At 69.1% G+C, this 18,215-nt stretch carries 15 protein-coding genes; 3 read left to right on the top strand and 12 right to left on the bottom strand.

Going from position 1 to position 18,215, the window contains the following annotated elements; all coding sequences use genetic code 11:
- Positions 1-65: 65 nt before the first annotated feature.
- Positions 66-2,348, bottom strand: a complete 2,283-nt coding sequence (gene aztB / locus ACFVVM_RS26570) for a zinc ABC transporter permease AztB (protein ID WP_387623542.1) — start codon at positions 2,346-2,348, stop codon at positions 66-68.
- A gap of 48 nt (positions 2,349-2,396) precedes the next feature.
- On the opposite strand from aztB, the gene aztA reads away from it, so the two are divergent.
- Positions 2,397-3,074: a zinc ABC transporter ATP-binding protein AztA gene (gene aztA / locus ACFVVM_RS26565; RefSeq protein ID WP_387623540.1), complete on the top strand. Its 678-nt coding sequence runs from the start codon at positions 2,397-2,399 to the stop codon at positions 3,072-3,074.
- Positions 3,075-3,121: 47 nt separating this feature from the next.
- Positions 3,122-3,478: an iron chaperone gene (locus tag ACFVVM_RS26560; RefSeq protein ID WP_387623538.1), complete on the top strand. Its 357-nt coding sequence runs from the start codon at positions 3,122-3,124 to the stop codon at positions 3,476-3,478.
- 1 nt (position 3,479) lies between these two features.
- Here ACFVVM_RS26560 and ACFVVM_RS26555 read toward each other — a convergent pair whose 3' ends face one another.
- The 3 genes from ACFVVM_RS26555 to ACFVVM_RS26545 form a co-directional block, all read right to left on the bottom strand.
- Positions 3,480-4,610 (bottom strand): NDMA-dependent alcohol dehydrogenase, encoded by a 1,131-nt coding sequence (locus ACFVVM_RS26555; RefSeq protein ID WP_387623535.1) that lies wholly within the window; start codon positions 4,608-4,610, stop codon positions 3,480-3,482.
- Positions 4,611-4,717: 107 nt separating this feature from the next.
- Positions 4,718-5,242, bottom strand: a complete 525-nt coding sequence (locus tag ACFVVM_RS26550; protein WP_387623533.1) for a DinB family protein — start codon at positions 5,240-5,242, stop codon at positions 4,718-4,720.
- A gap of 70 nt (positions 5,243-5,312) precedes the next feature.
- Positions 5,313-6,377, bottom strand: coding sequence for a phosphotransferase family protein (locus ACFVVM_RS26545; protein ID WP_387623530.1), 1,065 nt, complete (start codon positions 6,375-6,377; stop codon positions 5,313-5,315).
- Positions 6,378-6,456: 79 nt separating this feature from the next.
- Between ACFVVM_RS26545 and pabB the strand changes: the two genes are divergently transcribed.
- The gene (gene pabB, locus ACFVVM_RS26540) at positions 6,457-8,556 is read left to right on the top strand and encodes an aminodeoxychorismate synthase component I (RefSeq protein ID WP_387623528.1); all 2,100 of its coding nucleotides are present in this window, start codon (positions 6,457-6,459) and stop codon (positions 8,554-8,556) included.
- Positions 8,557-8,599: 43 nt separating this feature from the next.
- Here the strand turns inward: pabB and ACFVVM_RS26535 are convergent, their stop codons facing one another.
- From ACFVVM_RS26535 to ACFVVM_RS26500, 8 genes are all read right to left on the bottom strand, one after another.
- Positions 8,600-9,535, bottom strand: coding sequence for a LysR family transcriptional regulator (locus tag ACFVVM_RS26535; protein ID WP_387623526.1), 936 nt, complete (start codon positions 9,533-9,535; stop codon positions 8,600-8,602).
- A gap of 309 nt (positions 9,536-9,844) precedes the next feature.
- Entirely contained in the window at positions 9,845-11,065 is a 1,221-nt protein-coding gene (locus tag ACFVVM_RS26530; protein ID WP_387623523.1) for an NtaA/DmoA family FMN-dependent monooxygenase, read from the bottom strand.
- Positions 11,066-11,102: 37 nt separating this feature from the next.
- Positions 11,103-12,032: a TauD/TfdA dioxygenase family protein gene (locus ACFVVM_RS26525; RefSeq protein ID WP_387623520.1), complete on the bottom strand. Its 930-nt coding sequence runs from the start codon at positions 12,030-12,032 to the stop codon at positions 11,103-11,105.
- Positions 12,029-13,750 carry an ABC transporter ATP-binding protein gene (locus ACFVVM_RS26520; protein ID WP_387623518.1) on the bottom strand — a complete coding sequence of 574 codons (1,722 nt, stop codon included), beginning with the start codon at positions 13,748-13,750 and terminating at the stop codon, positions 12,029-12,031. Before ACFVVM_RS26520 ends, ACFVVM_RS26525 begins: the two co-directional genes overlap by 4 nt.
- Positions 13,747-14,598 carry an ABC transporter permease gene (locus ACFVVM_RS26515; RefSeq protein WP_387623515.1) on the bottom strand — a complete coding sequence of 284 codons (852 nt, stop codon included), beginning with the start codon at positions 14,596-14,598 and terminating at the stop codon, positions 13,747-13,749. The genes ACFVVM_RS26520 and ACFVVM_RS26515 overlap by 4 nt, the downstream gene beginning before the upstream one ends.
- Positions 14,595-15,596: an ABC transporter permease gene (locus ACFVVM_RS26510; protein ID WP_387623513.1), complete on the bottom strand. Its 1,002-nt coding sequence runs from the start codon at positions 15,594-15,596 to the stop codon at positions 14,595-14,597. The genes ACFVVM_RS26515 and ACFVVM_RS26510 overlap by 4 nt, the downstream gene beginning before the upstream one ends.
- On the bottom strand, positions 15,596-17,233 hold the full coding sequence (locus ACFVVM_RS26505; protein WP_387623510.1) for an ABC transporter substrate-binding protein: 1,638 nt from the start codon (positions 17,231-17,233) through the stop codon (positions 15,596-15,598). Before ACFVVM_RS26505 ends, ACFVVM_RS26510 begins: the two co-directional genes overlap by 1 nt.
- Before the next feature lie 154 nt (positions 17,234-17,387).
- A complete protein-coding gene (locus tag ACFVVM_RS26500; RefSeq protein WP_387623508.1) occupies positions 17,388-17,882 on the bottom strand; it encodes a hypothetical protein in 495 nt (164 codons plus the stop codon).
- Positions 17,883-18,215: the final 333 nt, after the last annotated feature.

Genomic DNA, 18,215 nt, shown 5'->3' with positions numbered 1-18,215 from the left:
CCCGTGCGGTGTGCGTTCGCACTGCGCACGGTCGAGGCTCGCCGAATCGGGAGTCCTGTTCGTCATCACAGTCCTGTCTCCGCCATCAGCGACGGCGTGATGTCCAGCGGGAAGGTGCGGGCCACGCGGAGGTTGTCGTTGTAGGCGATCTCGTGGATGGTGCGGGCGCGGGAGTCGTTGACGTAAGCGCGATTCGGGTCGACCTCGATGACTGGGCGGCCTTCGACGGGTCCGGCGAGCAGAGGCACGTGCGCGGTCTCGGCGCCGGTGGCGGGGTCGATGCCGTGCAGGGCGCCGTCGCGGGTGAGGACCAGCAGCGGCGCGCCCTCCCCGGCGGTGTTCACGGCGATCGCGTCGGCGATCGGGGTGTGGGTCCACGTCTTCGCCCTGATGTCCAGGGCCCAGACGCCGTCCCGACCGGCCAGCGCAGTCAGCGTGGTGCTGCCCGGACGATGCGTGAACGCCTGCGCCCGTGCGATGGCGGGTTCCGGGTACGGGATCTTCTCGGTGACGAACGCCCCCTCGCGCTGGGCCACCACGACAGCGCCATCGGCGCAACCGAACACGACCCCACGCCGGGTCACCGCCTGTCCCCGTGGCTGCGAGCAGCTCTCGGCCTGCACCTGCCCCGCGTCCCCGTCGCGCCCACGCACCTCGACGCGGCCACCGGCATCGGCCACGATGAGCCGCTCACCATAGGGCACCGCGATACCGTCGATCCGGCGCGGCTCGGCTACGACGCCCTCTGCCAATGCCACTCGATCGAACACCAAGGTGTCCGCCTCCCGGACAACCGCCGTCACAGCGGAGTCACTGTGCGCCGCAACAACTCCCAGCCCATCGCGCGAATCACCGCCGCCCGCCGAACCGCTGCCGCCTGTCACGCCCTCATCGGGACCGGCGCCCGACGCACCCCCAGGCTCCGCATTCACCCGGCCATCAGGGCCGACACCCGACGACCCAGCACCGCCGGGCCGCGCATCCGTGCCGCCACCGGAATCAGAGCCGGCTGGTCCGCCTTCGCCAGGCCTGGTGCCGGGTTCGGTGTCCGGCGCGACGATTCGGCCCACCGCGCGGATCGGTGCGCGGTAGTAGTGCCGGTGGTCGCCGTGGTCGACGGTCCATGCCCCGGCATCGACGATGCGCAGCTCGGCCGCCGAACTCAGGTAGGCGAAGCGGCCGTCTGCGGCGAGTTGTCCAGCCGCGGAGCCGATGCCGGGCGGGGTCGACGGAGCGGCGGAGCCCGAGGTCGCCGGGGCGGAAGTCCCGGTGGTGGCGGACGGAAGTGGTTGGGAGGTGCGGATTGCTGTCGCGTCGATCGGAGTGACCTCCTCGGTCAACAGATCGAGCACGCGCGTCTCCCCGGTCCCTGCGTCGACCACGACCAGTCGCGTCTGCGCCTCGCTCGCCTCCTCGGCCCCGGCGACGTACCCGTGCGGCGTCTCCTCGACCGTCGCGGGTTCCTCGACCGCACCACAGCCCACCAGCGGCACCGCCGCCAGCGCCGCCACCGAGGCGGCCCCCACCCGGCCGAGCCGCTCGCGCACCGCCGACACGATCGCCGACAGGAAGAACGCACCGACGGCCACCGCGGCGATGGTCGCCCCGGCCGCGGTCCCCGCGTGCCAGGAGATGACCAGTCCGGCCACCGTGGACAGCCCGCCGATCAACGCCGCGATCGCCATGATCACCGGAATCCGGTCGGAGAAGTGCAGGGCGGCGGCGGGTGGCGCGATGAGCAGGCCGAACACCAGCAGCGTTCCGACGACGTGGAACGAGGCCACGATCGCCACGGTCACCAGCCCGATCAGGGCCGCGTGCGCCAGCTTCGGCCGCAGCCCGAGCGTGTGCGCCTTGCGCGGATCGAAGCTCAGCGCGAGGAAGGCCCGGTGCCCCAGCACCACGACGACCAGCGCGATACCGAGGGCCGCGACCAGATACCAGAGGTCGCGCGAGCGCACGGCCAGCACGTCACCGAAGAGGAACCCGGTCAGGTCGACGGCGAACGACTGCGAACGCGACACGATGATCACCCCGGCGGCCAGCATGCCGACGAACAGCAGCCCGATCGCGGTATCGGTCGCGAAGCGCTTGCTGCGCCCGAGCACCGACACCCCGAAGGCCATGGCCGCGCAGCTGACCGCGGCGCCGACGAGCAGATTGCCGCCGAGCAGCGCCGCCACGGCGACACCGGGCAGCATGCCGTGCGCCATCGCGTCGCCGAGAAATGCCATGCCGCGCACCACAACCCAGGTCCCGGCGAGGGCGCACACACCGGAGACGAGCAGTCCGCCCCACAGCGCACGCTGCACGAATGCCACCTCGAACGGGGCGATCAGCCAATCCATAGCGCGGAACGCTATACTGAAAACGATTATCGTTTCAAATGAGGTGAGATGTCACACACTGCCGACCCGGCCCTGCGGATCGAGCACCTGACGGCGGGCTATGCCCGCGGGCCGGTGCTGTTCGAGGTGTCGGCCACGATCCCGCGCGGACAGGTCACCGCGATCCTCGGACCCAACGGTTCGGGGAAGTCGACCCTGCTCGGCGTGCTCGCGGGCACGGTCACCCCCGACCGGGGCACGATCCACCGCGACACCGCCAGGCGCCCGGCATTCGTGGTGCAGCACACCGCCGTTCCCACCACCCTGCCGATCACCGTGCGCGATGCCGTGGCGATGGGCCGCTGGGCACACCGCGGACCGTGGCGCAGACTCACCCGCGAGGACCGCGCCATCACGCACGACTGCCTGGAACGCATGAACCTCGCCGACCTGGCCACGCGGCGGCTCGACACCCTCTCGGGCGGACAACGCCAGCGCACCCTGCTCGCCCAGGCCCTGGCCCAGCAGTCGGATCTGCTCCTGCTCGACGAACCGGCGACCGGCCTGGACACGGACTCCAAGGCCGAGATCTCCCGGACCCTGACCGAGATCAGCGCCACCGGGGTCACCGTCGTGCAGGCCACCCACGACCTGGCCGAGGCGCGGCGAGCCGACCACTGCCTGGTGCTGCGCGAGGGCCACCTCACCGCCGCGGGGCAACCCGGCGAAGCCCTGGTCGGGGCCTAACATCGATGCCGACGGCTCCACCGCACGCGCGACGCAGGAGGACGACGATGGCCGAGAAACCCGCCTCCGTGGACGACTATCTGGCCGGCCTGCCGGAGCCGGGACGCGCGGTCGTCCAGCAGATCCGCGAGACCATTCGGCGCGCGGTGCCGGGCAGCGGCGAGAAGATCAGCTACGCCATCCCGGCGGCCACTCTCGACGGCCGGACATTCGTGTCCTTCGCGGGCTGGAAGGACCACGTGAGCCTCTACCCGATCCCCGAGGGGGACGAGGAGCTCGAACGGGCCGTCGACCCGTACCGATCGGGTCGCGGCACCGTGAAATTCTCCCTCGGCGAACCGATTCCGTACGAGCTGATCGCGCGGATCGCCGTTCGGCTCGCCGAGGGTGTTCGACGGAGCTGACCTACCAGTCGGCCTCGGTGTAGCGGATGATGCCGCGAATGTTCTTGCCGTCCAGCATGTCCTGGTAACCCTGGTTGATCTCCTCGAGGGAGTAGCTGCGGGTGACCATGTCGTCGAGGTTGAGCTGACCGGCCTTGTAGAGCTGCAGCAGGCGGGGGGCGTCCTGGCGGGCGTTGCCGCCGCCGAAGATGCAGCCCTTCACCGTCTTCTGCAGCATCGAGAGCAGGAAGCTGTTCATCTTCACGTCGCCTGCGTCCATGCGGCCCATCGAGGTGACGACCAGCGTGCCCGCCTTGCCGGTGAGGATCAGGCCCTCTTCGATGTAGTCACCGTGCATCTCACCCATGGTGAGGATGACCTTCTCGGCCATCCGCCCCTCGGTGGCGTCGATCATCGGCATGATCGCGGCGGCCATGGACTCGTAGGTATGGGTGGCGCCGAACTTCTGCGCCTGCTCGCGCTTCCACGGATTCGGGTCGATGGCGATGACCTTCGAGGCACCGGACAGGACCGCGCCCTGCAGCGCGCTCATGCCGACACCACCGATGCCCGCGATCACCACGGTCTCGCCGGGCTGCACCTCCGCCACATGGGTCGAGGAACCGAAGCCGGTGGGCACACCGCAGCCGACCAGGCAGGCGACCTCGAACGGAATGGTGGGGTCGATCTTGACCACCGAGGTGTGGTGCACCGTCATGTAGGGCGCGAAGGTGCCGAGCAGGCACATCGGGATGACGTTCTCCCCGCGCGCCTGGATGCGGTAGGTGCCGTCCGAGATCGCCTGTCCCATCAGCAGTCCCGCGCCCAGATCGCACAGCGCCATGTTGCCGGCGACGCAGGCGGGACAGCGGCCACAGGCCGGGATGAACGAGAGGATGACGTGGTCGCCCACCGCCAGATCACTCGGACAGTTCGGGCCGAGCTTGGTGATGACGCCCGCGCCCTCGTGCCCGCCCATCACGGGGAAGGCGGGCATCGGCGTCGCGCCGGTGACGATGTGATGGTCGGAGTGGCACATGCCCGCCGTTTCCATCCGGATCTGCACCTCGCCGGCGACGGGGTCGCCGACCTCGATCTCCTCCACCGACCACTGCTGGTCGGTGCCCCACAGGATCGCGCCCTTCGTCTTCATGTTCCGGTCGACCTCTCGCCAAGCTGGTGCCTCGTAGTGACTGCACTCACCCTAACGAAGAATTGGCCAATTCTGGAACACGTTCTAGAAAGAATATGAAGATTTCTCTATCCGCGCACGTCATGGACGTGGTGCACGAGATCATGGAGGAAGTAGCGGGCCAGCGAGGTGACGGTGAACAGCGATCCGTCGCTGCGCGCCCCGCGCAGCGCCAGCCGATCCGGCGGGACCGCCCCGAACGCGGCGGCCACCGTGTCCGCGGCGCGGGACAGTTCCGCGGCGACCAGGGCCGGGTCCTGCTCGCCGTAGCGATCCTCGACCGCCGTCGCGTCCTGATCCCAGTTCTCGAACCGCGGCGGCTCGACCCCGTCACCGGCCAGGATCAGCGCGAGCCTGGTGTCGAAGATGCGGCACACATCGCGCACGTGCGCGCCGTATTCGAGCACCGACCAGGTGGACTCGTCGGGCCGCGCCCGCGCCTCGGCGCGTTCGAGCGCCGCACCGAGGCGGGCGGCACTGGCGAGCGACAGTTCGGGGATCGCCGCGTAGGCGGTGGCCTCGGCGTCGTATCCGCAGTCGGGACAGGGGCGTTCGAGGACCCAGGTCCAGTTCTTGGTGTCGGGGACGATCATGATGCCAGCCTAGGATGTCCGCATCTTGTGATCCATCAATATTCGGCCAAGTACCCGCGAGATCCGGGCATCATTCGGCGAGGCGGTCCGCCTGTTCGAACAGCTCCAGCGTCACCGCGTGCAGGAAGTCGCCCACCTGTTTGGGCGCCTTGCCCGCGAACGCCCGCGCGTGCGTGCCCTCGAGCACGATGCCCAGCTTGAAGCAGGCCAGCACGGTGTACCAGGTGACCGCGCTCAGGTCGCGGTCGGAGAACTTGCCGTAGTGCTCGACCATCTCGGCCTCGGTCGGCAGGCCGCCGACGGTGCCGAGCGTGCCCATCAGGCCCGCGCCGACTGTGCCCGGTTCGGGCCTGGTCGCCAGCTGCCAGCCGAGGTCGAGCAGCGGGTCGCCGATGGTGGACATCTCCCAGTCGACCATGGCGGCCACCTCGGGGCTGTCGTAGTCGAACATCATGTTGGCCAGGTGACAGTCGCCGTGCATGATCCCAGGGGTCGGGTCGGCCGGGCGGTGGCGGTCGAGCCAGTCGCCGATCCGCTCGAGACCGGGGATCCGCGGGCCGGGGTAGCCCTCGTTGGCGGTGTAGGACTCGAGTTCGCGCAGCCAGCGCGGCACCTGACGTTCGAGGAAGCCGTCGGGCTTGCCGTAGTCCTGCAGGCCGAGTACCTGGTAGTCCAGGGAGCCGAGGCGGGCGATGGCCTCGACCGCGGACAGGCCCATCCCGCGCCGGACCTCGGGGTCACCGGCGTGCAGGGCGGGCAGTTCGGTCTGCGGATTGAAGCCGTGGATGGGTTCCATCAGGTAGAAGACCGCGCCGATCACCGACTCGTCGCCGCAGGCCGCGATCACCCGGGGAGAACGGATCTCGGTGCCGTCCAGGGCACCGAGCAGTCGCGATTCGCGCCGGATCACGTCGTTGCTCTTGGCGCGCAGATGCTTGGGCCCGCGGCGCAGCACGTATTCGCGATCGCCGCGGGTGAAGCGCAGCATGATGTTCTGCGTGCCGCCACCGATCGCGGTGACCTCGCCGAACTCGCCCTCGGGCAGGTCCTGCTCGTCCATCCACCCTCCGATCGCCGCGAAATCTGCGATCGCCGGGTCGACATCGAGCGGTTGCGAAACAGCCATGACGGACATTCTGCCCCGAGATCGCCGCCCACTGCTCGGGAATGCCTCGCAGGCGCGCGACCGGGCCCGGCGTAGGGTTTCTCCCACGATGCGCACGCTCTTGATCGACAACTACGACTCGTTCACCTACAACCTCTATCAGCTGATCAGCGAGGTCAACGGCAACGAGCCGACCGTCGTGCGCAACGACGAGGCCGTCGAGTTGTCCGAACTGGGGCTGGAGCGCTTCGACAATGTGGTGATCTCGCCGGGGCCCGGTCGGCCCGATCGGATCCGCGACATGGGGGTGTCGACGGCGGTGATCGCGCACAGCGAGCTGCCGCTGCTCGGGGTCTGCCTCGGGCACCAGGGCATCGTGCTCGGCGCGGGCGGTGCGGTGGGGCGGGCACCGCAGGCCAGGCACGGGTTTCTCGATCAGGTCGCGCATGACGATGGTGAGCTGTTCGCCGGTCTGCCGCAGGATTTCACGGTCGTGCGCTATCACTCGCTGGCCGCGCTGGAGCCGCTCCCCGAGGTCATCGAGGTGACCGCGCGGACGAGCGACGGCGTGATCATGGGGGTGCGGCATCGGGAGCGGCCGCAGTGGGGTGTGCAGTTCCATCCCGAATCGGTGTCGAGCGAGTTCGGCGCGGCCCTGGTGCGCAACTTCGCCGATCTCACCAAGGCGCGGGCACACACCGCGGCGCCGGTGGTGGTGCGCGGACCGGTGCACGCGCCGGCCCCTGCCCCGCCGGAGCGCCGATTCCAGCTGCGGCACAGTGTGATCGAGCGTGCGATCGACACCGAGGCGATCTTCCTGCGCCGCTACGCCGACTCCCCCACCGCGTTCTGGCTCGACAGCGAACACGTCGAACCCGGCCTCGACCGGTTCTCCTTTCTCGGCGACGCCGCCGGACCGCACGCCGAGGTGGTGCGCTACCGGGTCGGCGAGGACGCGGTGACCGTCACCGACGCGGCGGGCCAGCGCACGGTCCCCGGCACGGTCCTGGACTACCTGGACCGCGAACTGCGCCGCAGGCACTGCGAGATCCCGGAGCTACCTTTCGATTTCGCCGGTGGCTACGTCGGCTATCTCGGCTACGAGGTGAAGGCCGATTGCGGCGCGCGGGCCGTGCACCGCAGTCCCACGCCGGACGCGCAGTGGATCTTCGCCGACCGGCTGATCGTGGTCGACCACGAAGCGGGGCGCACCCACCTGCTGGCGCTCACCGAGCAGGCGCAGACCTGGCCGGACCGCGCCGGGGATGCCCCGACCGAACCTGAACAAGCCGCGCTCACCTGGCTGGCGGAGACCGCGGCCGCGCTCGACGAACTCCCCACCTGGGTGAATCCGGCCGACCTTCCCGTGCCCGCCGACCCCGACGCCGTCCAGGCGCATCTGCTGCGCGGCCGCGACCGGTACCTGGCCGACATCGCGGTGTGCCAGGAGCGGTTGCACGCGGGCGAGTCCTACGAGATCTGCCTGACCGACGCAGCCGCCGTCGCCGCCGCCCCAGACGACGGGCTGGACTTCTACCGCCGACTGCGGCGCTGCAATCCCGCGCCGTACGCCGCCTACCTGCGTTTCCCCGGCCTCGACGTGGCCTGTTCCTCGCCGGAGCGCTTCCTCAAGATCGACCGGGACCGCACGGTGGAGAGCAAACCGATCAAGGGCACCGCCCCGCGCGGCCGCACCGTCGCCGAGGACGAGCACCTGCGCCGCGCCCTGGCCGACGATCCGAAGACCCGCGCCGAGAACCTGATGATCGTCGACCTGCTGCGCAACGATCTGGGCCGGGTCTGCGAGGTCGGCTCGGTGCACGTGCCGGAGTTGATGAGCACCGAAACCTATTCCACCCTGCACCAATTGGTGTCGACCGTGCGCGGCACCCTGCACCACGACGCCGGGGTGATCGATGCCCTGCGCGCCTGCTTCCCCGGCGGTTCGATGACCGGTGCGCCGAAACTGCGCACCATGGAGATCCTCGACGAGCTGGAAACCGAAGCGCGCGGGATCTATTCGGGCACCATCGGCTTCCTCGGCCTCGGCGGCACCGCCGATCTCAACATCGTCATCCGCACCGCCGTCCGCTACGACGACGAATGGCGGATCGGCGCGGGCGGCGCGATCGTGCTGGATTCCGATCCCGAGGACGAGTACGCGGAGATGGTCCTCAAGGCCGCGGCGACCTTCCGCGCTCTCAGGTAAGGCGGAACCCCTCCGCGCGGGAGCGGGTCGCGGTGTCGCGGCATCACACCGCGACGCGCAGCGGACGACGTTGCGTCTCGGGCCAGTTCGCGGCGACCACGTCGTGGAGTTCGCGCAGGACGAGTTTGATGTTCGGGTCGCGTTGCCGGTTGTGGCGGACCACCGCGCTGATGGTGCGGGCGGCGAAGCCCACGTCGCGCACGATCAACGACTCGAACTCGGCGGGTACGGCCATCCGCGGCGCGATGGCCGAGGCGACCTCGGTGGCGGCCAGCATGCACAGGTTCTGCGCGCCGATCACCCGATGCTTGACCTTCGGAACGAATCCGGCCGCACCGGCCACCTGGCCCAGGGTGGTGCTCAGGCCCGAACTCACCGGGCCGGTGACCCACGGGGATTCCGCGAGGGCGCCGATCCCCTCCGCACGGATCCGGTCGTGCTGGTCGAGCGGGGCGAGCAGGACCATCGGCTCGTCCATGAGGTGCTCGTCGATCAGTCCGGCCGCCGAATGCGGTGCGTCGAAGGGGTATCGGCACAGGATGGCGATGTCGAGTTCGCTGCGCCGCAGCAGGCGCAGCGCGTGCTCGGCCGACTCCTGTTGCAGTGCGACGTTCAAGTCGGGGTGGGCCAGCCGCAACCGTGACATCATCGGCGCGACCAGCATCGGGATACCCATGTTGAAGGAGGCCACGGCGATGTTTCCGAGCACCCCGGTGCGGGCCGCCGCGATCGCGGTTTCGGCCTCGTCGAGGGCGGAGAGCACCTTGCGCACGTGCTGCACGAGCACCTCGCCGGTGCGGGTCATCCCGAGGGTGCGCCCGTCCCGGCGGAACAGCACCGCGCCGGTGTCGTGCTCGAGCGCGCGAAGTTGCTGGGAGACAGCGGAACTGGTGACACGCCGCTGCTCGGCCACCGCGGCGACGGAACCGAGCTCGGCCAGATCGCACAGCAGCATCATCCGGCGCAGGTCGAGGGTCATGACGCGCTCCGCAGGGGGGCTGGTGTGACTGGCATGGGCGTCTCGCTCGGTGATACAGCGTCGACAGTGCGGCCCGCGGTCGCCGTCACGGGGAGGGCGGGGACATGTCCGACGCACGGGAGGGTGGCGTGCGCGAGGGGTGGCTGGTGGAGATCAGCGACAGCTCGGACAACAGGGGCGCGTCAGGTCGACACGATGTCGAACCACGGCCACTGTCACACTCACCTCATCCAGGCTACCGGACCGCACCCGCCGAGAAGGCGTTCCGACCACGCCGATCCGATCGTTCTCGCGGCCGGAACGCGCTGCTCAACCCGTGTGCTGGGCGAAGTTCTCGCGCAGCGTGGTGCCGCTGTACTCGTGCCGGTGCACGCCCCGCTCCCACAGCAGCGGAACGATGTGTTCGACGAACTGCGGCAGGGATTCCACGAACACCGTGTAGCCGTCGGCCGCGCCACGCTCGACCCATCCGATGAGATCGTCGGTGATCGATCCCGGTGTGCCGAACACGCGGCGATGCCCACCACCGCCGGAGACGATGAACCGGCGCAGGGTCAGCGCCGGATCGCTCGCCGCGAGATCCACACCGCCCTGGGCGAATCCGATCGACCGCGACGAATCCGAGACGCTCACCTCGGGCGGGACCGGGCCGTCCAGGTCGAGGGTGGCGGGGTCGAGATCGAAGCGGGTCGCGAACCGGTGCAGTACATCGCTGTCGTCGAGGGCGTGCTCCGCCTCGTGCAGCAGCCGCCGCACTTCGTCCTCGGTGCTGCCGATGGTGAAGAAGATGCCCGGCAGCACCAGGACCTGGGCCGTATCGCCACGCCAGGTGCGGGTCTCCTTGGCCAGCCGCTCGCGGTACCGGCGGGAGGCGTCCTCGGTGACGCCGACCGAGAACACCGCGTCGGCGAACCGCGCGGCCGTCTCGATCCCCTGCTCGGAACCTCCCGCCTGGAAGACCACCGGTCGGCCCTGACGCGACCGCGGCAACTGCAATGGCCCGGCGACGGAGAAGAACTCGCCGTGATGATCGATCGGCGCGCGATCGAGCCGTGCCAGATCCCAGGTCTCGGTGACGTCGTCGCGCCACGAGTCCCACAGTTTGTCCACGACCTCGGCGAATTCCGCGGCCCGCCGGTAGCGCTGTTCGCGCGGCGGCGGGTGCGGGCTGTTGAAGTTGGCCGCGACGGCGGGGTCCATCGTGGTGATGATGTTCCAGCCCGCGCGACCGTGGGAGATGTGGTCGATCGACAGGATCGCCCTGGCCAGGGCATACGGTTCGGTGTAGGTGGTGGAGGCCGTCGCCACCAGGCCCACGTGTTCGGTCTCGCGCGCGAGCGCGGGCAGCACGGTGAGCGGGTCGAGGTAGGCGAAGCCTCGGCCCTGGGGGCCGAGCCCCTGGGAATCGGCGAAGAAGACCGCGTCGAGCTTCGCCCGCTCGGCCAGTTGGGCCGAGCGGACGAAGTCGGCGATGTCGATGAAGGGATGCCTGCCGTCGGCGGTCTGCAACGGGCCAGGAATCAGATTCACCGCGAATCGCAGGTATCGACTCATCGACGTGGCCCGCTCAGGAGCCGTAGAAGGGCTGCCCGGAGACGAGTTCGGACTCGCGCCCGTCCACGCCCTTGGGCACATCGCCTTCCAGGGTCACCCGGTACAGCACCCGATCGTGGTCGAGATGACCCGCGTCGCCGATCGCCAGATGCGCGGTGGCACGGTTGTCCCAGAACGCGACACTGCCGACCGCCCAGCGGAACCGCACCGTGTACTCGACACGGGTGGCCTCCGACCACAGCAGCTTCAGAATGCGCTCGCTCTGCTCGGGGCTGAACCCGCGGATCTCGCGCGCCCCACGGGTGAAGCCGGGGCTCACGAAGAGGGCCCGCTCACCCGTCACCGGATGCACCCGGACCGCGGGGTGGTAGGCCACCAGATTCGCCTCGGCCACCTTGCGGCTGCGCTGGCTGCCCTCGACGGCCCTGGTCTGGAACTGGTGCTTGATGTCGATCTTGTCGGCGAGCTCGCGCAGCTCCTTGGGCAGGTTCTCGTAGGCGGTCACGAGATTGGTCCACGTGGTGTCACCGCCGTAGGGCGGCAGGATGTCCGAGCGCAGGATCGACGCGGCGGGCGGATTCACCAGCGCGGTGACATCGGTGTGCCAGCTGTGGTCATAGGACGTGCGCTTGCGGCCCAGGTTCTTCTCGTAGCGACGGCTGTCGATGGGCAGGATCTCCGGGAAACCCTCCGGCGGGCTCTCCTCGTGCGGATGCGCGGGGGTCACCTTGCCGAACCGGCGCGCGAACGCGATCTGTTCGGCGTGGCCGATCTCCTGGTCGCGGAAGAACACGACCTTGTATTCGTGCAGTGCGCGGCGAATGTCGGCGATGACGGCGTCTTCGAGATTCTCGCGCAGGTCGACACCGGTGATCTCGGCACCGATGTAGCCCGCAACGGGGACGACGTCGAGACCGAGGGCCGAGCTGGGAACGGTGGTCATGGGCTGACTCCTTCTCCTACTGGGTGAATTCCACTGCCGTGGATTTCGGGGTGGTTCGTGGTGACGAGACCGGTCGCGGTGGGAATCGAGGCCACCAGCGCCTTCGTGTACTCGTGGCAGGGGCGGCCGAAGACGTCCTCGGTCCGGCCCGACTCCCTGACCTCGCCGTGCTGCAGGACGGTGACGGTGTCGGCGAACTGGCGGACCACGCTCAGGTCGTGGGAGATGAACAGGTAGCTGAGGTTCAGTTCCTCCTGCAGGTCGACCAGGACCTGCAGGATCTGGGACTGGATGGTGACGTCGAGCGCCGAGGTCGGCTCGTCGAGCACGAGGGTGCGCGGGCGCAGGCTCAGCGCCCGCGCGATCGCCACCCGTTGCCGCTGGCCGCCGGACAGCTCGCGGATGCGGCGCGGCAGGAACGAGTCGTCGAGACCGACCAGCTCGAGCACCTCCGAGACGCGGGCGCGGCGTTCGGGGCGGGTGCCGACGCGATAGCGCAGCAACGGCTCACCGACCAGCCGGCCCACCGAGAACGTCGGGTCGAGGGAGTTGGACGGATTCTGATAGACGAGTTGCAGATTCCGGTGCGCCGCGCGCAGGGCCTTGCGTTTCAGATGCGACACGTCCTGCCCGGCGACGAGCACCCGCCCGGCGTCGGGTTCGAGCAACCGCAGCGCGATGCGGGCCAGCGTGGACTTCCCCGACCCGGACTCACCGACCAGGGCGTGGGTCCGGCCGGGGGCGATGTCGAAGGAGACGCCATTCAGCGCCCGGGTCGGGCCGAAGGACTTGTGCACATCGATCACCCGCAGCGCGTGGTCGTCCGGCGGCACGGGCGCCCGGCGCTCGCGTGCCGCGGCGAACCGGTCGAGGGCGAGGCCGGGGATGTCGCCGATGAGCCGGCGGGTGTAGTCCGAGCGCGGCTGGGTGAGTACCTGGCGCGCGGACCCGTATTCCTGGACCCGGCCCTGTTCGAGCACCACCACCGCATCGGATCGCTCCGCGGCCAGCGACAGATCATGGGTCACCAGCAGGATCGCCAGGTCGTTCTCGCGACGGAGCCGGTCGAGCAGATCCAGGATCGTCTTCTGAATCGTCACGTCCAGGGCCGAGGTCGGTTCGTCGGCGATCACGAGCTGCGGCTTCTGCGCGATCGCGATACCGATCAGCACCCGCTGCAGCTGGCCACCGGACAGCTCGTGCGGATAGGACCGCAGGGTGCGTTCGGGATCGCGGATGCCGACCGAGTCCAGCAGTTCCCGCGCCTGCTCGAGATGCCGTGCGGGGTCGGCGTGTTCGGGCAGTCCCGAGGCGCGGAGGGCCTCGACGATCTGACGGTCGATGCGGCGCACCGGATTCAGTGAGGCCGTGGGGTCCTGCGGGACGAAACCGATACGGCGGCCCCGGAATCGGCGGAACTCGCGCTCCGGCAGGCCGAGCACCTCGGTGTCCTCGACGGTGACGGTGCCGCCGACCGCCACCGTGCCGCCGAGCAGTTTCAGGATCGCGTTGACGACGGTCGACTTGCCCGAACCGGACTCACCGACGATCGCCACCGCCTCCCCTGGCCGCACCGCGAACGAGATCCCGGCGACCGTCGGCGTCGCGAGATCGCCGTGATAGGCCACGGTGAGACCGTCGACCGCCAGCAACGCGGCGACAGCCGGTTCCCGAGGCTCGGGAATCCGCGTGGTGACCGCGGCTACCGACACGTTCATCGCACCCGCTCCTTCCCGATCGACCGGCTGACCTGATTGAGGGCGAGCACCGTGAGCACCATGACCAGACCGGGGCCGTACACCAACCACGGTGTGCGGTAGAGGAAGTCCTTGCCCTCCGCGACGAGCAGCCCCCAGTCCGGGCTCGGCGGCGGATTCCCGTAGCCGAGGAACGCCAGACCGGCGATGCTGATCACCGCGAGCCCGAACTGCAGCACCGCCAGCGCGACCACCGACCGGTAGGCGTTGGGCAGCACGTGGGCGAACAGCACCGTGAACCGGTTGCCGCCGATCAGATACGACGACTCGATGAAGGCGAGATTCTTCACCCGCAGCACTTCCGACCGGATCAGCCGCCCGAACACCGCGATCGAGGAGATACCGACGGCGATGGCCGCGTTCACGGTCGCGAACCCCAGCGACACCACCACGATGACGGCGAGCAGGAAGCCGGGGATGGCGAGCAAGATGTCGATCACCCGGCCCAGGAACGCGTCGGGCAGGCGGCCGAAGAATCCGGCGATCAGCCCGAGCAGACTGCCGATCACCAAGCCGATCGACACCGCGAGCAGCGCCGAGAGCACTGCCGGGCGGGTGCCGTGGACGACCCGGGCGAAGATGTCGCGGCCGAGTTGATCGGTGCCGAAGAGGTGCCCGGCCGAGGGGGCCTCGAACTTGTCCAGCGGAACCCCGGCGAACGGGTCGTGGCCGCTGAACAATCCGGGTGCCACGGCCCAGGCCGCGACCAGCGCGAGGAAGATCAGCGCGAGGATCGTGTACACGTCACGGCCGCCGGCGAAGGACCGGCGCGCCGGAATGTTCGCGGGCCGCACCAGGTTTCGGGTCATCGGAGGGCTCCCTTGCGGCGCAGGCGCGGATCGAGCGCGGGATACACCAGATCGACCGCGAGATTGATGGCCAGGAACAGCACCGCCGCCAGCGTCACCGCGGCCTGCAGGACCGGAACGTCCTGGTTGACCACGGCCAGCTCGATGATGCTGCCGACCCCGTTCCGGCCGAAGATCGCTTCGGTGATGATCGATCCGGCCAGCAGATCGCCGACGATGATCGCCGAGATCGTCACCGTCGGCAGGGCCGCGTTGGGCAGCAGATGGCGGGCTATCAGCTCGAACCTGCTGATGCCCTTGGAGATCGCCACGGTGGCGTACTGCTCGGCGCGCGCGGTGTCGAGTGCGGTGATCAGCACCTGGGCGATCGGCGCCGAGGCCGGGATGGCGAGGGTGATGGCCGGATAGATCAGCGCGTTGAGGCTGTCGTAGTCGTTGATCCGGAAGAAGCCGAGCTGGAAGGAGAAGACGTCGATGACGACCAGCGCGATGAGGAAGTTCGGCATCGACAGGAACAGCGAGGGGAACGACCGGAACACCGATCCGCCGAAGCGGCTGGGCAACTGGAACGCGGCCAGCGCGATGGCGAAGGCGAGAATCGTCGCGAACACGAACGCCGTTCCGGCCAGCTGCAGGGTCGAGGGGACCCCGTCCCACAGCACCGCGGTCACCGGGCGATTGGAGCTGATGGACAGGCCCAGATCGCCTTGGACGAGCCGGAGCAGCGCGATGCCGAGCTGTTCCCACAGCGACCGGTCCAGGTTGTAGTACGACAGCAGCTGCTGGATTTCGGCTTCGCTGTAGTTGAATTCGGGATTGCGCAGCTGGTTGGACACCGGATCACCCGGCAGCACCGTGACGATGACGAACACGAACACATAGACCGAGATCGCGGCCAGCACGGCCTGCCCGATCCGGGACAGCACATACCCGGAGTCGCGCGGCGTGCGACCACGCGTGGATTCCGGCGGCGTGATCGGCTCGACGGCGATCGCCATCAGACATCCAGCCAGGCGTCGTAGAAGCTGATCAGGCCGAGACCGTCCACGGCGAGCCCCTGCAGCCGGGGATCGGCGCCCCAGGTCTGGCGGAACTCGTGGATCGGGATGTAGTACGCGTTGTCGATCACGTACTCCTGGACCTTCTTCGACGCCTCGACCCGCGCGTCGGTCTCGGGGGCCTGTACGAGCGCGGTGAGCAGATCGTCGAGTTCGCGGCTCGGCGCCTTGAACTGGTTGGCCTGGGAGCTGTGCCACCAGCGCCACGCCTCGGTGGGGCTGCCCGCGAGCCAATGGTTCTCGTACAGCGGCACATCGGGTTTGGTGGCGACGGTGTTGTAGTTGGCGAAATCGACGCCCTTGATGTCGAGCTTGACGCCGATCTTGCGCCACTGCTGGGCGATGAGTTGCAGGTCGGCCGCGGAACTGGTGATGAACACCGACGGATAGATGAACAGGTTCAGCTGAGTGCCGTCCTTGGTGCGGTAGCCCTCGCTGTCGCGTCCGGTCCAGCCCGCCTCGTCGAGCAGCCGGTTGGCCCGGTCCTGGTCGTAGGCGAATCGATCGCGCAGGTCGATGGTGCCGGGGACGACGTCGTTGAAGATGGACTTCGCCTCGGTCCAGTGGCCGCTCGGGAAATTGGTCTGCAGGATCTCCTTGCGGTCGATGCCGTGGGTGAGAGCCTGGCGCACGCGCAGGTCGTCCAGATGCGGTGCGGTCAGGCGCAGTTGCAGGCCCCACACACTGCCGAAGAACGACGGCGCGATGAGCTGCAGCCCCGATTCCTCGATCCGCGCCTCCTCGGTGGGCTGCACGTAGTGGATGATCTGCACCTGATCGGCCTCCAGCGCGCCCACGCGCAGCGACGGTTCCGCGATCTGCTGCACGGTCACCCGCTCGAGATAGGCGGCGCCCTCGTGCGTGCGGTCGGCGCGCGGCCAGGCGTAGTCCTCCCGGCGCACCAGCACGACTTCCTTGTTGGGCTGCCAGGATTCGACGACGAACGGGCCGGTGCCGTACACCTTGCTCAGATCGGACTGGTCGGCCAGGCTCGCGTTCACGGTGGCCGGGGCCAGGATTCCCACCGTCGTCCAGGCACCGAGGCGGTAGATGAAGTCGCCAATCGGTTCGGTGAGCTTGACCTCCACCACGTAGTCGGACACGGCGACGGCCCCGTCGAAGATCGGCGGAAAGTACTGCGAGCGAACGATTCCCCTGGCCTGATCGCCCTTGCCGAGCAGATTCAGATTCGCGGCGACCGCCGCGGCGTCGAGGCGTTCCCCGTTGGAGAAGGTGACGCCCTCACGAATGGTGATGGTGTAGACCGTGCGGTCCTCGTTCTGGGTGAACCCGGTGGCCAGATGCGGGACGAAGTTCCCGTCCGCGTCGTAGAAGAACAGCCGCTCGACGATCTGGTTCCACACCTGGCCCACATGCCACGAGCCGGTGCTCTGTTGCTGATAGACATCGATCAGCTTCTCGTTCAGATAGGTGATCGACCCGCCGGAGCTGGGCGCGCCACCCGCGGCCGCCCGGTCCTGCACGCCGCCCCCACGGGTGCACGCGGCCAGCACCGCACCGCCCAGCAGGACGGCGCTCACGCCGAAGAACTTGCGCCGACCGAGTTCGAATGTCATCAGATGCGTCCTGGCTGTCATGAGTCGCATCACCGCGTGGCGATGCGTGCTTCGTTGTAGATGACAGCCTGGGCAACGACGAGGGGCGAACCAACGCCTCCGCGCTAACCGGATAGATAAGCCGGCGCTTGATCCGGGCGAACCTTCGGGTTGCTCAGCGCTTGGGGCGCGACCGTTTGCTCGGCGGAGGTTCCGGCGCCGGTTCCTCGCCGCCGCGCCCGGTGATCCGGCCGAGCAGCCCGACCCCCGGCACCTTGGCCAACGCGCCGAAGATGTCCTCGCCCAGCGAGATCATCGCCTCCAGCCGGGGCAGCAACCGGTCATAGGTGGCGAAGACCGGATCGGCCAGCGCCAAGGTGCGATCGAGCCGGTCGATCGTGCTGTTGAGCCGGTCCACCGCAATCGAGAGGTTCTCCACCAGATCCGGCAACTGAGCGGCCAACTGCGCCGAAGCGGGCGGCAGCCGAACCGCCGCGTCGAAGGCATACCCCGCCGTCTGCTGCGCCGCATCGATCGCCTGCCCCGCCGCCGTCTGCGCCGCCCCCACCGCCGCCTGCGCCGCCGACAGCAATTCGGCCCCCGGCACCCTCCGCCCCTGCGCCTCCGGCACCGGCTCCGCCGCGCGCCCCCGCTTCTTCGGGTTCGTCATGACACCACTGTGCCCCACCGTGGGCCCGTACGCAGGAAGGAGCCACTCACCCCCGCTCCGTGTCACTCCCCCCTGCCGCACTCCCAGCCCCAACACCGGGCGCAAAGTCCACCACCTGCCGCACCCCCAGCCCCCTCACCAGGCTCGAAGTCCACCACCTCCCGCACCCCCAGCCCCCTCACCAACACTCAAGTCCGCCATGACCGCACTCCCAGCCCCGCACATCCCGACCTCGAGGAGGGATCGCCGACGAAGTCGGCGGTTCGCGGCCGGGCCGCCGGTCAGGCGCCGCGGCGTACGCGACGAAGGAGCCTGTCTCTTATACACATCTCC

The sequence above is a fragment of the Nocardia sp. NPDC058176 genome (assembly GCF_042883805.1).
In the GTDB taxonomy this organism is placed as follows: domain Bacteria; phylum Actinomycetota; class Actinomycetes; order Mycobacteriales; family Mycobacteriaceae; genus Nocardia.
The sequence above is the reverse complement of the archived record's forward strand: the minus strand, read 5'-3'. Positions and strand labels throughout refer to the sequence as shown.

What these genes read in the sequence shown, in the direction of transcription:
- aztB (WP_387623542.1), bottom strand. Translation starts at nt 2,348, where the DNA reads ATGGATTGGCTGATCGCCCCGTTCGAGGTGGCATTCGTGCAGCGTGCG.
- ACFVVM_RS26500 (WP_387623508.1), bottom strand. Translation starts at nt 17,882, where the DNA reads ATGACGAACCCGAAGAAGCGGGGGCGCGCGGCGGAGCCGGTGCCGGAG.
- ACFVVM_RS26555 (WP_387623535.1), bottom strand. Translation starts at nt 4,610, where the DNA reads ATGAAGACGAAGGGCGCGATCCTGTGGGGCACCGACCAGCAGTGGTCG.
- ACFVVM_RS26545 (WP_387623530.1), bottom strand. Translation starts at nt 6,377, where the DNA reads ATGTCCGTCATGGCTGTTTCGCAACCGCTCGATGTCGACCCGGCGATC.
- ACFVVM_RS26560 (WP_387623538.1), top strand. Translation starts at nt 3,122, where the DNA reads ATGGCCGAGAAACCCGCCTCCGTGGACGACTATCTGGCCGGCCTGCCG.
- ACFVVM_RS26525 (WP_387623520.1), bottom strand. Translation starts at nt 12,032, where the DNA reads ATGACCACCGTTCCCAGCTCGGCCCTCGGTCTCGACGTCGTCCCCGTT.
- ACFVVM_RS26535 (WP_387623526.1), bottom strand. Translation starts at nt 9,535, where the DNA reads ATGACCCTCGACCTGCGCCGGATGATGCTGCTGTGCGATCTGGCCGAG.
- pabB (WP_387623528.1), top strand. Translation starts at nt 6,457, where the DNA reads ATGCGCACGCTCTTGATCGACAACTACGACTCGTTCACCTACAACCTC.
- ACFVVM_RS26515 (WP_387623515.1), bottom strand. Translation starts at nt 14,598, where the DNA reads ATGACCCGAAACCTGGTGCGGCCCGCGAACATTCCGGCGCGCCGGTCC.
- aztA (WP_387623540.1), top strand. Translation starts at nt 2,397, where the DNA reads ATGTCACACACTGCCGACCCGGCCCTGCGGATCGAGCACCTGACGGCG.
- ACFVVM_RS26550 (WP_387623533.1), bottom strand. Translation starts at nt 5,242, where the DNA reads ATGATCGTCCCCGACACCAAGAACTGGACCTGGGTCCTCGAACGCCCC.
- ACFVVM_RS26510 (WP_387623513.1), bottom strand. Translation starts at nt 15,596, where the DNA reads ATGGCGATCGCCGTCGAGCCGATCACGCCGCCGGAATCCACGCGTGGT.
- ACFVVM_RS26505 (WP_387623510.1), bottom strand. Translation starts at nt 17,233, where the DNA reads ATGACATTCGAACTCGGTCGGCGCAAGTTCTTCGGCGTGAGCGCCGTC.
- ACFVVM_RS26520 (WP_387623518.1), bottom strand. Translation starts at nt 13,750, where the DNA reads ATGAACGTGTCGGTAGCCGCGGTCACCACGCGGATTCCCGAGCCTCGG.